This window comes from Corynebacterium sp. c25Ua_89 (assembly GCF_047459735.1).
GTDB classification, from domain to species: domain Bacteria; phylum Actinomycetota; class Actinomycetes; order Mycobacteriales; family Mycobacteriaceae; genus Corynebacterium; species Corynebacterium simulans.
Genome location: NZ_JASBOD010000002.1, coordinates 292,591 through 306,728 on the forward strand (window position 1 = coordinate 292,591; position 14,138 = coordinate 306,728).

Consider the following 14,138-nt stretch of genomic DNA (forward strand, 5'->3'; position numbering starts at 1 on the left):
CAAGAAAAACAACCTCCAAGCAGCGCTTTCCAGCGTCGTTCTAGCGGCGGCTCCGGAAAGCACCACCCCATACAAGAAAAAGCCGCCGCGGAAAGAAATCCACGGCGGCAAACGCGAGGCTAAAGGAGGCTACTTCTCCCCGAGCAGGGCGTCGACGAAGCCCTCGACCTCGAATGGCGCGAGGTCATCGGCACCCTCGCCCAGGCCAACAAGCTTGACTGGGACGCCGAGCTCCTCCTGAACCTGGAAGACAATGCCGCCCTTGGCAGTGCCATCGAGCTTGGTCAGCACCACGCCCGTGATGTCGACGACCTCACGGAAAATGCGGGCCTGTGTGAGGCCGTTCTGGCCAACGGTGGCGTCGAGAACCAGCAGAACCTCGTCCACCTCAGTCTTCTTTTCCACCACGCGCTTGACCTTGCCCAGCTGATCCATCAGGTCAACAGAAGTGTGCAGGCGGCCGGCGGTGTCGACGAGGACGACGTCTACGCCTTGGTCAACGCCCGCTGCAACGGCATCGAAAGCAACGGATGCCGGGTCAGCGCCCTCCTTGCCGCGGACCGTGCTGGCGCCGACGCGGCGGCCCCAGGTTTCGAGCTGATCCGCCGCGGCTGCGCGGAAGGTATCCGCGGCGCCCAACAACACCTTGTGACCCATCGCGACGAGCACGCGCGCAAGCTTGCCCGTGGTGGTGGTCTTGCCGGTGCCGTTGACGCCGACGACCATGATGACAGCGGGCTTGCCTTCGTTCGGCATGGCCTTGATGGAACGGTCCATCTCCGGGTGGCCAGCCTCTATGAGGCACTCGCGCAGCATCGCGCGGGCCTCTTCCTCACTGGCGACGCCGCGCTCTGCGAACTTATCGCGCAGCGCCTCCGTGACCTTCATAGTGGACTTGGTGCCCAGGTCCGCCATGATGAGGGTGTCTTCGATTTCCTCCCACGCTTCCTCGTCGAGGTCACCCGCGGACAAGATGCCCATCAGGCCCTGTCCAATAGCGTTCTGCGAGCGCGACAGGCGGCCGCGCAAACGACCCAAGCGGCCACCTGCCGGCGCGATATCAGGTTCCGTCGCCTCCGGCGCCTCGACAACCTCAGCGTCCCCAGAGACTTCAAGCTCCTCCGGCTCGGCCTCTAGCGCTGCCTCAGCGCCCTTCGTCTGCGCATCGGCTGCCGCCGCGGCTTCCTCAGCCTCCGCAGCTTCGGCATCAGAAGTTTCTGCTGGAGATTCCGGGGCTTCATCTGCCGGGACTTCGTCTGTAGTTTCGGAAACAACCGTCGGCTCTTCCGCGACCGCTTCCTCCTGCGGCGCCTCAGCAACCGGTTCATCTGCTACCGGCTCCTCGACGGCCGGCTGTTCAACCGGGTTTTCATCTGTTACCGGCTTGGTCTTTTCAGGTTCAGTCTTGGCAGGCTCAGACTCAGCCGGCTTGGAGGCAGCAGCAGCTGCAGCTCCTGCGGCAGCAGTACCGGCAGCGGCCGCGCCGGTTGCAACACCAGCGGCGGGTGCGGACTTCTCAGCCTTAGGCTCAGCAGGCTCGGCCGGCTTGGCAGGCTCAGCCGGCTTGGCAGGCTCAGCCGGCTTGGCTGGCTGAGCGGGAACCTTCTCAGGCTCCTTGGCGCCGCTGCCGGCGGGGGCAAAGTTGAACCCGGACTTGGCCTGGTAGTTGCCAGACTTTTGCTCCTGGGTCAGCTCCTTGGGAGCATCCTCGGCAGGCTTGTCGAACGATACTTTCTTGGCATCGCCGCGCTTTTTACCTACTGCTACCAGCACAATCGCCAGCAGCACAATGACGGCTACGGCAATAAGAATCCACATCAACGTCGTATTCATGCCCTCTATAGTGCCAGGCTTGGTGAAGCCTGGCACTACTACCCTGCGGATTAACCCTGGGTTTTGGACTCAGAGTCGGGCCCAGCGTCGGGCCCAGCGTCGGGCTCGACGGCATCGCCAAGCGTAGCGCCGCGCGGGGCATCGACGCCTAGGCGCGTGGCGTCCTCGGCTGCAGCGGCGGAACCAGGGGCGTCGCCGGCCTGGCTCATACGCTGCGAAATCACGCGCGTGACGCCATCGCCACGCATCGTCACGCCGTAGAGGACGTTAGCCACATCCATCGTCGGCTTCTGGTGCGTGATGACGATAAGCTGCGAATCCTTGCGCAGTTCCTCAAACAGGGCGATGAGGCGTCGCAGGTTGACGTCATCAAGCGCGGCTTCAACCTCGTCCATCACGTAGAACGGGCTCGGGCGCGCACGGAAGATGGCCACCAGCATCGCCAAGGCGGTCAGGGACTTCTCACCACCGGAAAGCAAGGATAGGCGCTTGACTTTCTTGCCCGGCGGGCGCGCCTCAACCTCAATGCCGGTGGCCAGCATGTCATCCGGCTCCGTCAGGATCAGGCGGCCCTCGCCACCCGGGAAGAGGGTCTGGAAGACCTTCGGGAACTCCGCCTCCACGTCGTTCCACGCATCGGTGAAAAGCTGCAGAATCTGTTGATCCACATCCTCAATCACGCCCGCCAAATCCTTGCGCGCCTGGATAACGTCATCGAGCTGCGTAGACAGGAAGGAATAGCGCTCCTCCAGCGCCTTGTATTCCTCCAGCGCCAGCGGGTTGACCTTGCCCAGGGAGTTCAGGTCCTTTTCTGCCTGCTTCAGGCGAGCCTTTTCCGCGCTACGGTCGAAGTCCTCGCCCGGCGTGTAATCGCGCAGCAAGTCAGGGATCGCAATGCCCAACTGGTCCACGATCTTCGCTTCGGTCTCATCCACGCGCACCTGCGCCTGCGAGCGGGCGATTTCGGAATTATTGGCGTTCGCCGTCAGGCGGTCGAGCTTCTGCCGTGTTGCCGAAACCTGCTGCTTGGCCGCTTGCAAGCGCCCACCTAACACGTTGCGCTGATTGACCAACTCATCGCGCTCAGCGGTGGCGCGCTCCAGGGCCTGGGATGCGCGTCCGGCAAGGTCCGTGGCATGACCCGCCACCGCTTGAGCTAAGGCGGCCTGTGCTTTACGACGCGCCATCGCCTGCTCATGGCGGGCCTTTGCCTGACGTTCATGCTGCGCTTGGCGACGCAGCGCGTCGCCCTTACCCGCAGCCTGCCCCACCTTGTCTTGGGCGGTGCGCGCCGCGAGCTGAGCCTCCATCTCCATGGCCTTGACCTGCTCCAAAGCGGCCGAGGCAGCATCGCGCTCGTGGGAGGAAGGCTCGCCGTCTTCGACCTCCTCATCCACGCGCGAGAGGCGGTCGCGGGTCTCCGCCAGCTGCTCACGCACTTCGGCAAGTTTGACCTCAATCTCGGTCGCACGGGCCGCGGCTTTCTCATGCTCAGCCTTGTTGACCTCGTGCTGCTTCAGCAGGCGCTGATGGTCGCGCTGCCAGGCTTCCACGATCGTGTCGTGCTCACGCAAGGCCGCCTTTGCCGAGGCCGCTGCGACGCGAGCCTCCTCGGCCGCCATCTTCGCGCCCTCCAGGGTGCCGGAAAGCTCTTCCAACTCCTGCGTGGCAGATTCCAGCTGGCTTTCTGCCTCCGCGATGCGCGCGGTGACCTCGACGGTAGAAGAAGCGCCGGTGCCGGCCTCGACCCAGCCCTCGCCCACCAACAGGCCCTCGGCGGTAACCGCGCGCAGGCGCGGATCCTCGCGCACCAACTCGCGGGCTAGGGCAAGATCGCCGACCAGCGCGACGTCGGAAAGCAGACGCGTCAGCGCCGCCTGCACCTCGGGTGCAAGCTGCATCTCATCCAGCAGCCAGGTCGCACCGCTGGGCAGGTTGGCGTCCAGACGCCAGTCGGAGGCACCCGCGGCAGTGGTATCCACCAACGGGGTGCGGGCGGCGGTGCTCAAGGCTGCCACGATGTCCTCTGTAACCACGCCCGTTTGCGCCTCCGCGAACGCGCCCAACGCCGCCGCAACGGCCGTGTCATGGGAGGTGGTGATGTATTGCGCCAGCGGCTTAAAGCCCTCGCCCAAGTCGATGTTTTCCGGGGCGGTCTGCGCCAAAGTATCGATGCGCGAGCGCAGCGTGTAGACCGCGCGCTCGCGTTCGCGCTGACCGTCGCGAAGCTGCTCCAGGCGTTTTTCGGCCGCCCCTGACTCACTCGCGGCCCGCACGTGAGCCTCTTCCAGCGGCTCGCGCTCGGCGTTTAAGGCCTCCAACTTATCGGCAACTTCGTCCGCCTCCGCCCGCGCCGTGCGCGTGCGCGCCTTGGTCGACTGCAGCGTCTCCTCCTGGCGCGCGAGCTCCTCCTCTGCCGCGGAGACCTGCCCGGCGAGGTTTTCCTCGGAGGCGATGAGGCGAACCACTCCCTCGCGACGATCCGCAATCGCGCGTAGCTGCGCCATGTGTTCCTTTTCCACCTCTTCGAAGACGGCGCGGCGTTGCGCCACCTCCTCGCGGATGGACTCCAGGCGCTCGGCGGCCTCTTCGGCCTCCATGAGCAGCTCTGCGTGCTCCTCGTCCGCGCGCAGAGCACGGGCCTCCAGCTCTTCTGGGTCTTGGCCTGCATAGGCGACCTGTGCGCCGACGTTTTTCGCGCGCTCTTCTGCAATGCGCTGGGTGGCAGCGATGCGCTCGGACAGCGTCGACAGGTCGAACCACAGCTTCTGCGCGGCCTCGGCCTGCGGATTAACCTCCTCGAGCTGGGCCTCGATTTCCAATTGGACGCCGGTGGCCTCTTCGTGCTGCTCGGTAGCTTCCGCCACCTGCTCGGCGAGCACCTGAGCCTGTTGCTCGGCATCGGCGTACTTCTTGCGGGTTTGCACGACTTGGTCGCCGGCGATGCGCAGGCGGGCATCGCGCAAATCCGCTTGGACGGTGGCCGCGCGCTGGGCGGTTTCGGCCTGACGGGCCAAAGGCTTTAGCTGTTTACCCAGCTCTTCGGTGAGATCCTGCAAGCGATCCAAGTTGGCCTGCATGCCGGTGAGCTTGCGCTGCGCTTTTTCTTTACGACGCCGGTGTTTGAGCACGCCGGCGGCTTCCTCAATGTAGGCGCGGCGATCTTCTGGGCGCGATTCTAGGATTTCGGAGAGCTTGCCCTGACCGACGATGATGTGCATCTCGCGGCCGATACCGGAGTCAGAAAGCAGCTCCTGGATATCCATAAGGCGCGCTTTGGCGCCGTTGATTTCATACTCGCTGGCGCCGTCGCGGAACATGCGGCGGGTGACAGAAACCTCGGAGTATTCGATGGGCAGCGCGCCATCGGAGTTGTCGATGGTAAGGGTTACCTCGGCGCGGCCTAGCGCCTTGCGGTCGCCCGCGCCAGCGAAGATGACATCCTGCATCTTGCCGCCGCGCAGGGTCTTGGCGCTGCCCTCGCCCATGACCCACGCCAACGCGTCGACGACGTTCGACTTACCTGAGCCGTTCGGACCAACCACGGCGCAGATGCCGGGCTCGAATTTCAGGTTCGTCGCGGACGCGAAAGACTTGAAGCCTTTGAGCGTGAGCGATTTCAGGTGCATTCGTGAAAGTTTAGCAAGCCTAGGCGCTAGCGTTCGATAAAGCCGCTCTCACCGCGTGGGTCCGACCACTGCTCCACCACGGTGGTTACGGTTCCCGGGCGCTTGGTAGTAGAAGGCTGCTCGCGCAATAACTCGAGCAGGCGCTCGCAGTCCTCGCGCAGGCCTTCGGCAACAACCTGCACGCGCCCGCCCTTTAAGTTCGTGGCGTGGCCCGCAAGACCCAATTCGAGGGCCCGAGAGCGCGTCCACCAGCGGAAGCCAACGCCTTGGACCGTACCGTGCACGAAAGCGGTCAGGCGTTGCATTTAGTACTCCCGTAGATTGGTGCGATCCGACAGGTCATACTTGTGCTGCAAGTGCTTGCGGTCCTCCGGGCTGCGGCGGGTAACCGGGTCAGAGCCGTCCCAGCACTCGACGTTTTTCAGTTCCGGCATCATGTCGCGATGGAAAATCGGGTCCACGCCGTCACGACGCTGTTCGTTGAAGTTCTTCAGCAGCTTGATGGCCACGCCGGACAAAGGAACGATGGCAAGAATATTCAGGAATACCATCGTTGCCGCGCCGGTATCTGCCAGGGCGAAGACCAAAGGCAAAGAGCCCACGGCGCCAAACCATACGAAGAAGAGCACCACGAGGCGGAAGAGGATCAGCAGGCTCTTTTTGCGGGTTAAGTACTCCACGTTGGCCTCTGCCAAGTAGTAGTTGCCCAGAATCGAAGAAAATGCCAGGAAGAATAGGATGAAGCTGACGAAATGGATGCCCCAATCGCCCACCTCAGAAGCCAGTGCAGCCTGTGTCAGGGAAACACCCTCGGCTTCCGCGCCGTAGTTGACGGTAGGCCCCAGCAGGATGATGAAGGCGGTGATAGAACAGACAACTAGCGTGTCGAAATAAACGCCCAAGGTCTGCACCAGCCCCTGTTTGACTGGGTGCGACACGGCGGCGGTAGCTGCGGCGTTCGGCGCGGAGCCCTCGCCGGCCTCATTGGAAAATAGGCCGCGCTGGATTCCCTTCATCATGGCAGTGCCTAGACCGGCGCCGGCGATTTCCTTGAAGCCCAAGGCGTGGCCGATGATGTCACCGATCATGCCCGGGACCTTGTCAAAATTGGCCACGACAACGAAGCCACCGATGAGCAGGTAGGCAATCGCCATAAACGGAACGATGACCTGAGTGATATTCGCAATACGCTGCACACCACCGAAGATGATGAGAGCGGAGATAGCAGCGATAACGCCGCCGATGATAAAGCGGAAGGAGAAGTCGTCACGGCCGAAGGAGAACGCGATGGAATCGGCAATGGCGTTGGTCTGGAATGCGTTGTAGACAAAGCCGAAGGTAAAGGCGATGGCCACAGAGAAGATAGCGGCAAGCGGGCCCCAGCCTAGGCCACGCTTCATGTAATAAGCCGGGCCGCCGCGGTAAGCAGTGCCTTCACGGACCTTCCACACCTGAGCCAGGGTGGACTCGATAAACGCCGTCGCACCGCCCAGGATGGCAATCAGCCACATCCAGAACACGGCACCAGGTCCGCCCACGGAAATAGCCACAGCCACGCCCGCGACGTTGCCGGTGCCCACGCGCGAGGCCGCCGAAATGGTAAAAGCCTTGAAAGCGGAGATTCCGCCGTAGTCCTCATCTTCGTCGCGGCCGACGCCCTTCGGACGTTCCACCACAGCCTTGAACATTTGCGGGACCATGCGCACCTGTACGAGCGCAGTCCTAAAGCCGAAAAATAGTCCCGCAGCAATCAAGATCCACGGGATCAGATAAGTCCATACCGAATCGTTGAACGTTGTCACAGCGTTCTCAATAAATTCCATATGGAGTATTAAACGCTATATATCCCCTATCGATCCATTAATAGGTTTGGCAGCGGGGGCAATAGTGGGTAGATCTACCGCCCACAACCACCCTTTTTAGCGGCGTCGCACACCTATCGCACGGCTCATCGCCACGACCGTAGGCATGCAAAGAGCGGTCGAAGTAACCCGACTCGCCATTGACGTTGACATAAAGCGCATCAAAGCTAGTGCCGCCGACTTTAAGGGCAGCGCGCATGACGGTCGCGGCGGCGTCGACAAGCGCAACTGCGTCGCGTTGACGCAGCGTGGAGGCCTTCTTTTGGGGCTGTATGCGGGCTAACCAGAGCGCCTCGTCGGCATAAATATTACCGATTCCCGAGACCACAGTCTGATCCAACAACGCCGTCTTCACCGCCGTCTTCTTCCCACGCAGCCGCCGCGCCGTGGCAACAAGGTCAAAGTCCGACTCCAGCGGATCCCGCGCGAGGTGCGCGATCTTCGTCCATGGGGCCAGCAACCAATATCCAAAGGTGCGCTGGTCCACGAAGTTCAGCTGGACGCCGCCGCTTAACGACGCCGCGATGCGTACATGTTTCGAGTCCATCTCCCCCACCCGCATTTGGCCGGACATGCCGAGATGTACGAAAAGCACATCGCGGCCGGGATCCGTGAGGTCCTCGTCGGCGAATTCCAGCCACATGAACTTGCCGCGCCGTGCCACACTCGCGATTTCGCGGCCGGCTAGGAGCTGTTCCAAGGGGCCATCCTGGCCGCGGTTGGCCCGCGAGTGCAAGACTTTCACGGACTCGAAGCGGCGGCCGGGAAGATAGGCCTCCAGCCCGCGGCGGACGGACTCGACTTCTGGAAGTTCAGGCATTAATTCTCGCGATTAGCGGTGCCCTGGACCAAAAGCGGAGTTTCGCGCAGAGTATCGCACGCCTCTTGCGCCGCCTGCTGCTCGGCCAGCTTCTTGTTGTGGCCAACGCCGTTACCCACGGTCAGGCCTGCGACGGTAGCCACCGCGGTGAAGGTCTGGTCGTGCTCTGGGCCGGTAGAGGTAGCGGTATAGACCGGCATCGGGGCCTTCAGCTCGGCGCACAGCTCCTGCAGGTTGGTCTTCCAGTCCATGTGGCGGCCGGAGACGACAGCGTTGTCGATCTTCTTCTGGAACAGGCGCAGAATGACATCGCGCGCGACCTCAAAGCCGTGCTGGCGATAAATCGCGCCGAAGATGGCTTCGGTGGTATCCGCCAGAATCGAATCTTTGTCACGGCCGCCAGTGGACTGCTCGCCCTTGCCCAGCAGGATATGTTGGCCCAGCTCAATCTCGCGAGCGATATCGGAAAGCCCATATCGCGAGACGATGGAAGCGCGCATCTTCGAAATATCCGATTCCGGACGCGAAGGATACTGCTCGTAGAGCTTCGAAGCCACGGACAGGCCAAGGACAGCGTCGCCTAGAAACTCGAGGCGTTCGTTGTTGGGCAAGTACCCGTTTTCGTTGGCAAAAGAGCGGTGGGTCAGCGCCAGACGCAAGTTTTCATCGGCCAGGTCGATGCCCAATGCCTGCAGCAACGGGCCATGATCGACGGCGCTATAGGCCTGCTGGAGGGCTTCCTCGCCGGTCAGCTTCTTCTTCTTGCTCACAGGAACTTCTCCAGTCCAGACCAACGGATATCGACTTTGTCTTCCTCTTCGCCAGAGACTCCGGTGGAAACGCCCTCCGGCATCTCTATGTCGCAGCCTTCCTCGCACACCGGCGCAAAAGGCAGGCTCAGGCCGGCTTCATCGATGACGGTCTGCAGTAAATCGATTTCGTCGTCTACGACCTCAGGAACTTCATCGCCAGAGCCTGCATCCTCATCATCGAGTTCGTCGCCGCTGATGAAAGACTCGTCTGCGGCAAAAACCTGCGAGACCTGCAGATCCAGCTGCGGGTGCAGCGGGCGCAAGCAACGAGCGCATTCGCCGGTGAGAGTGCCGGTAACCGTGGCGTCGACAAGCACGCCCGATCCCAGGGGTGTCAAGGTGGCGTCGACCGTAATCTCGTCGCCTTTTGCAACGGCGATCATCTCGACGCCGATACGTTCGGGCGCAGGGCCCTTCTGCACGCGCTGCTCCGGCATTGCGGCAGCGCCCTGGCCACGCAAGAGCTCGGCCACGTTAAATTTCAGCGGTGATTCCAATACATCTGCCATAACGTCTCTTAGCCTACATTGTGCGGCTCCATCCTTTTAGCCGAGCTTTGCCCATGCTTGCCGACGCCGCCTTTTGCCCGCTATCTGGGTGTTGCCTGAACTGCACCGCACAAGGTCCTATGCGCTAAAGGCGGGTGGTTTCCCAATGACTTAGCGGGTCTTAGGCTAGGGACTATGAATTACGGCACCACTACACAAAACAGCGAATTAGCCCAGCTTGGATGGGCGTTTTCTCTGCTTTGTGTGCTGCCGGTGGTAGCGCTTGGCGCAATCGCATATCTGCGACACCACCGCAGCCGCCTGCGGCCGGGGATGGCACTGCACTCCCTGGCCTATCGCGGTCTGGGTTTGGGGTTTGTGCTTGGTGCTTTCGTGGCGCTTCCACTGCCCTTCGACATCACGATGATTGTCGCCTCCGCGCTCCTAGGCCTTGGCACCGCGTGGCTGGCCTGGAATGCGCGCGAAGGGCTATCGGGCGTTCTCATGTCCGTTGCTACGGCGCTCGGCGGTATTTTGAGCGTTGTCGCAGGGCAATATTTGGTGGAGGCGCTATTTTCTGTGCGCCTCATCGCGGGTACGCCTATGGAAACGTTTGCATTGTTGTGGGGCGTGTTCGGTTTTCCCGCAGCGGTATCGGCGGCGATTGCCGTTGCTACAAAGACGATGGCCCCAGCTGATGAACAGACGGTGTACGACAAACCGTCTGGCCACCAGCAAGGGCCATCGTCTCCGCGCCGCAGCCGAGCTATGCAAACCCTATGCAAACAGAGTGTGCATTCGCCGCGCTAGCGCCCGGGCGCCGGAAGCTCTCGGCGCTTCTGTGCATCCGCGCTATAGGTCTTAGCGTTCGTAGCGCTCGGAGCTTTCGGCGCGGTACTCGCCGCGCTCGCCACGGTCGGTGCGGTACTCGCCACGCTCGCTGCGCACATCTGCGCGCGAATCGCTGATGCGGGAACGCACACCCGCGCCGCGGCGCAGCGCTTGACGGTCAGAGTTCACGGTACGCAGCAGGCCGGAAAGGGTGCTTTCAAACTCGCCGAGCTTGGAATCGACAAACTCGTCGCACTCGGTGCGCAAACGATTCGACTCGGTGTGGGCGGTCTCCACAATGCGCTGCGCCTCATCGTTCGAGCGGCGGACCACCTCGGACTCAGAGACCAAGCGTTCCTGCTCCGCCTGGCCTGCGGCGACGCTGCGCTCGTATTCCTGATTGCCCTGCGCGATGGTGCGGTCCGCATCGGCACGCGCGCTTTCAATCATGGCGCTCGCATCGTCTTCCGCCTGGACAACCATGGTGGTCGAGCGCTGCTGGGCGTCGGAAAGCATGGCGTCAGAGTCTTCCTGCGCACGCGCCATAATCTCGTCAGACTGCGCGTTTGCATCCGCGACAATCTGCGCAGCGCGTTCCTCCGCGCCAGCCAAGATTTCATCCTGCTTATCTAGGACATCCTGTGCATCGTCCATTTCGACAGGCAGGGCGTTACGGAGGTCGTCGAGAAGCGCGAGCATCTCGTGGCGCGGGACCATGCAGTTGGCCGTCATGGGAACGGAGTAGGCCTGCTCCAAGTTGCGAACAAGTTCATCAAGGGACTCAAATACGCGGTACATGCGCTCAGAGTAACCAAAGAAACTTTTTTCACACGTTTCCCACGCGGCACTTGCAATAAAAATCTAAAGTTCGACTTCAGGCTTAGAGCGGCGCTAAACGACGCCCTGCGCCAACATCGCATCAGCCACCTTCTTAAAGCCCGCAATATTCGCGCCCGCGACATAATCGCCCTCCATGTCATACTCCCGCGCGGTGCGGTCGATGTTTTTGAAGATATTCGACATGATTTCGTGCAATCGTTTGTCGGTGTAGTCAAAAGACCACGAATCGCGCGAAGCATTTTGCTGCATCTCTAGCGCAGAGGTAGCCACGCCGCCTGCATTCGCGGCCTTGCCCGGCGCGAAATTGAGCTGCGAGCCCACGAAGTAGTGGACCGCTTCTGCGGTACACGGCATGTTCGCGCCTTCGGCGACGTAGCGCACGCCATTTTCTGCCAGCAGCCGCGCGGCATCGACGTCGAGCTCGTTTTGGGTAGCGCACGGCAACGCAACGTCGGCAGGCGTGGCCCAGATATTGCCGCCCTCGTCATATTTCACCCCCGCTTCCTGGGCATATACGCTAATGCGCTCGCGGCGCACCTCCTTGACGTCCTTCAGCAGCTCGATGTCAACGCCGTTTGGGGTTTCGACGTACCCCGCGGAGTCGGACATCGCCACGACAGTGCCACCCAACTGCTGGACCTTCTCGGCCGCGTAAATCGCCACGTTTCCGGAACCAGAGACAATGACCTTCGCACCGTCAAAGGACTCGCCATGGGTTTTCATCATCTCTGCGGTGAGATAGACCAAGCCGTAGCCGGTGGCCTCGGTGCGCACCAGGGAGCCACCCCAGGACAGCCCCTTGCCTGTCAGCACGCCAGACTCGTGGCGATTTTCCAGCCTGCGGAACTGGCCGAACAAGTAACCAATCTCGCGCCCGCCAACACCGATATCGCCTGCCGGAACATCCTGATATTCACCGATGTAGCGGTGCAATTCCGTCATAAAGGACTGACAAAAGCGCATGATTTCCGCATCCGACTTGCCCTTCGGGTCGAAATCAGAACCGCCCTTACCGCCACCGATGGGCAGGCCGGTCAGCGAGTTTTTAAAAATCTGCTCGAAGCCCAAGAACTTGATGATGCCCAGGTTCACCGAAGGATGGAAACGCAACCCGCCTTTGTACGGGCCCAGTGCGGAATTGAATTGCACACGGAAACCGCGGTTGACGCAAACGTTTCCGCGATCATCGGTCCAGGGAACGCGGAAGATGAGCTGGCGCTCGGGTTCGCATAGGCGCTCGACCAGGCCGTAGTCGGCGTAGTGCGGGTCCTTGTTCAGGACAATCTTCAGCGAATCCAGCACCTCAGAGAGGGCTTGGTGAAACTCAGGCTCGCCGGCGTTTCGCTTTAAAAGCATGTCGTAGTAGTTGGAAATTTGCTTTTCGATGTGCATCTGGTGCGCCTTTCGCCGGCGAGGGTGCCGAATCGGTGGTTTACAGGACACCAAACAGTTTTCTATCGTTTGACCAAAAGTGCAACTACCCGCGAGGTGAAACCGCCCACGAATTAGTGGCCACCTATACTTTTCGGCATGCATATCATCGTCGCACCGGACTCTTTCAAAGGGACAGCAAGCGCAATGCAGGCCGCGGCAGCCATCGCTGGCGGTCTGCGCGAGGCCCTTCCCGACGCCACCATCACCACCTGCCCCATGGCCGACGGCGGCGAAGGCACCTCCGAAATCCTCGCCACCGCCGCCAGCCTTTCCGGCGTCGAGGTGCAAACGATTACACTGCCCACCACCGACGCCCGCGGGCGGCTGACCGAAGCCAGCTACTTCCTGGCCGGCGAGCATGCGCTAATCGACGTCGCCTCCGCCACCGGGCTGCCCGCCGTCGCCAATGACCTCGACCCACTGCACTCGGATTCCTACGGCACCGGCGTGCTCATCGCGGACGCCGAAGCCCGCGGCGCTAAGCACATCGTTTTATGTCTTGGCGGCAGCGCGACCATCGACGGCGGAATGGGCATCCTCGCCGCACTTGGTGCGGCGGCACACGACGAGCGCGGCTACGCACTACCCAAGGGCGGTGCTCCCCTCGTTCGCCTCGACAACATCGACACCGCCCAGCTCAACATCAAGGCCGGTGCCCTTGACTACACCCTGCTCGCTGATACCCGAGCCGTGCCTATCCAGGCCGCGACCATGTACGGCCCACAAAAAGGCGTCGAGGGAGAACACATCGCGCTGCTCGCGGGCGCTCTTCTTCGCCTCTGCGAAGTAACCGGCACCGACGAAAACGCCGAATCCTTTGGTGCCGCAGGCGGCATCCCCATCGCTTTGCACTGGCTTTCGCAAACGCTCTGGGGAAGCGAAGAACATTTCGAAGTAGTCCCCGGCGGCGCGTATGTGGCAGAAAAAATCGGCCTGTCGGCGAAACTCGCCGAGGCAGACCTCGTTGTCACCGGCGAGGGCCGCTTTGATGAGCAATCCCTCACCGGCAAAGTTGTCGGCACCGTCGCCGAGCTAGCCGGCGAAACGCCAGTCGGCGTCATCGCAGGCTCCATCGCATCGCCGCTTCCCCACGGCGCCGTAGGAATCGAACTCGACAGTGCTCAAGGCGCCGCGAAAGGCGACGTCGTGGAGCAATTGCGCGCCGCCGCCCACGCGCTGGCCGCTAAGGTTGCACCTGTACAGACCACGGAAAAATAGCAGGCCGCTCGTGCGCGACCTCATCTTCCAAAAGCACGTGGTCCTTCGGCAACACCGCGTGCGGGGTGAGAAGTCGCGCTAGCACCATCGTCAGCTGGTTCACGGATCCCTTCACACCGTCGACCTCAATGTTGTAGCGATAAACATTGGCATTTTCTAGCTCGCGGTCAAAGTGCTCGTCGCGGTAGGTCTGACGCAACTGCTCCTCCAAGCCGGCCGGCAAGGTGGGATCTTCCTCGCGGGTTACGCGGGCAGCGGCCAGCGTTTCATGTGCAACCAGCTTTTCGGTGGCAGTGCTAAAGACCTCCGCCACTCGCTTGGCCTGAGCGTTCGGCACAAGAACATCAAACTGAATAATTGGCATGTAGGTA

The 14,138-nt window shown here is 61.8% G+C and carries 12 protein-coding genes; 2 read left to right on the top strand and 10 right to left on the bottom strand.

Annotation, left to right across the window (positions count from 1 at the left end; translation table 11 throughout):
- Positions 1-129: 129 nt before the first annotated feature.
- Genes ftsY through QKB66_RS04235 form a run of 7 tightly spaced genes read right to left on the bottom strand, consistent with a single transcriptional unit; the run spans position 130 to position 9,465 of the window.
- Positions 130-1,833 (bottom strand): signal recognition particle-docking protein FtsY, encoded by a 1,704-nt coding sequence (ftsY, locus tag QKB66_RS04205; RefSeq protein WP_414252759.1) that lies wholly within the window; start codon positions 1,831-1,833, stop codon positions 130-132.
- Between the two features lie 50 nt (positions 1,834-1,883).
- The gene (gene smc, locus QKB66_RS04210) at positions 1,884-5,462 is read right to left on the bottom strand and encodes a chromosome segregation protein SMC (protein WP_414252760.1); all 3,579 of its coding nucleotides are present in this window, start codon (positions 5,460-5,462) and stop codon (positions 1,884-1,886) included.
- 26 nt (positions 5,463-5,488) lie between these two features.
- Positions 5,489-5,767 carry an acylphosphatase gene (locus tag QKB66_RS04215; protein WP_070733367.1) on the bottom strand — a complete coding sequence of 93 codons (279 nt, stop codon included), beginning with the start codon at positions 5,765-5,767 and terminating at the stop codon, positions 5,489-5,491.
- On the bottom strand, positions 5,768-7,285 hold the full coding sequence (locus QKB66_RS04220; protein WP_070733371.1) for an alanine/glycine:cation symporter family protein: 1,518 nt from the start codon (positions 7,283-7,285) through the stop codon (positions 5,768-5,770).
- Positions 7,286-7,322: 37 nt separating this feature from the next.
- Entirely contained in the window at positions 7,323-8,144 is an 822-nt protein-coding gene (gene mutM, locus QKB66_RS04225) for a bifunctional DNA-formamidopyrimidine glycosylase/DNA-(apurinic or apyrimidinic site) lyase (RefSeq protein WP_414252761.1), read from the bottom strand.
- Positions 8,144-8,914: a ribonuclease III gene (rnc, locus tag QKB66_RS04230; protein WP_248091558.1), complete on the bottom strand. Its 771-nt coding sequence runs from the start codon at positions 8,912-8,914 to the stop codon at positions 8,144-8,146. Before rnc ends, mutM begins: the two co-directional genes overlap by 1 nt.
- Positions 8,911-9,465, bottom strand: a complete 555-nt coding sequence (locus QKB66_RS04235) for a YceD family protein (RefSeq protein WP_239238367.1) — start codon at positions 9,463-9,465, stop codon at positions 8,911-8,913. Before QKB66_RS04235 ends, rnc begins: the two co-directional genes overlap by 4 nt.
- A 174-nt stretch (positions 9,466-9,639) precedes the next feature.
- Here QKB66_RS04235 and QKB66_RS04240 point away from each other — a divergent pair, with 174 nt between their 5' ends.
- A complete protein-coding gene (locus QKB66_RS04240; RefSeq protein WP_311517886.1) occupies positions 9,640-10,254 on the top strand; it encodes a hypothetical protein in 615 nt (204 codons plus the stop codon).
- Between the two features lie 51 nt (positions 10,255-10,305).
- On the opposite strand, the gene QKB66_RS04245 is transcribed toward QKB66_RS04240, so the two are convergent.
- Together QKB66_RS04245 and gdhA are read right to left on the bottom strand one after the other, a co-directional pair.
- A complete protein-coding gene (locus QKB66_RS04245; RefSeq protein WP_248091541.1) occupies positions 10,306-11,073 on the bottom strand; it encodes a DivIVA domain-containing protein in 768 nt (255 codons plus the stop codon).
- 93 nt (positions 11,074-11,166) lie between these two features.
- Entirely contained in the window at positions 11,167-12,507 is a 1,341-nt protein-coding gene (gene gdhA, locus QKB66_RS04250; protein WP_414252762.1) for an NADP-specific glutamate dehydrogenase, read from the bottom strand.
- A 138-nt stretch (positions 12,508-12,645) separates the two neighbouring features.
- Between gdhA and QKB66_RS04255 the strand changes: the two genes are divergently transcribed.
- Positions 12,646-13,767: a glycerate kinase gene (locus QKB66_RS04255; protein WP_248091536.1), complete on the top strand. Its 1,122-nt coding sequence runs from the start codon at positions 12,646-12,648 to the stop codon at positions 13,765-13,767.
- Here QKB66_RS04255 and QKB66_RS04260 read toward each other — a convergent pair.
- Complete coding sequence (locus QKB66_RS04260; protein WP_070587316.1) at positions 13,733-14,131, bottom strand: hypothetical protein; 399 nt, start codon at positions 14,129-14,131, stop codon at positions 13,733-13,735. The two genes, QKB66_RS04255 and QKB66_RS04260, sit on opposite strands and share 35 nt — an antisense overlap.
- Between the last annotated feature and the right edge of the window lie 7 nt (positions 14,132-14,138).

Coding starts and splice junctions, on each gene's coding strand:
- ftsY (WP_414252759.1), bottom strand. CDS start 1,833: ATGAATACGACGTTGATGTGGATTCTTATTGCCGTAGCCGTCATTGTG.
- smc (WP_414252760.1), bottom strand. CDS start 5,462: ATGCACCTGAAATCGCTCACGCTCAAAGGCTTCAAGTCTTTCGCGTCC.
- QKB66_RS04215 (WP_070733367.1), bottom strand. CDS start 5,767: ATGCAACGCCTGACCGCTTTCGTGCACGGTACGGTCCAAGGCGTTGGC.
- QKB66_RS04220 (WP_070733371.1), bottom strand. CDS start 7,285: ATGGAATTTATTGAGAACGCTGTGACAACGTTCAACGATTCGGTATGG.
- mutM (WP_414252761.1), bottom strand. CDS start 8,144: ATGCCTGAACTTCCAGAAGTCGAGTCCGTCCGCCGCGGGCTGGAGGCC.
- QKB66_RS04235 (WP_239238367.1), bottom strand. CDS start 9,465: ATGGCAGATGTATTGGAATCACCGCTGAAATTTAACGTGGCCGAGCTC.
- QKB66_RS04240 (WP_311517886.1), top strand. CDS start 9,640: ATGAATTACGGCACCACTACACAAAACAGCGAATTAGCCCAGCTTGGA.
- QKB66_RS04245 (WP_248091541.1), bottom strand. CDS start 11,073: ATGTACCGCGTATTTGAGTCCCTTGATGAACTTGTTCGCAACTTGGAG.
- gdhA (WP_414252762.1), bottom strand. CDS start 12,507: ATGCACATCGAAAAGCAAATTTCCAACTACTACGACATGCTTTTAAAG.
- QKB66_RS04255 (WP_248091536.1), top strand. CDS start 12,646: ATGCATATCATCGTCGCACCGGACTCTTTCAAAGGGACAGCAAGCGCA.
- QKB66_RS04260 (WP_070587316.1), bottom strand. CDS start 14,131: ATGCCAATTATTCAGTTTGATGTTCTTGTGCCGAACGCTCAGGCCAAG.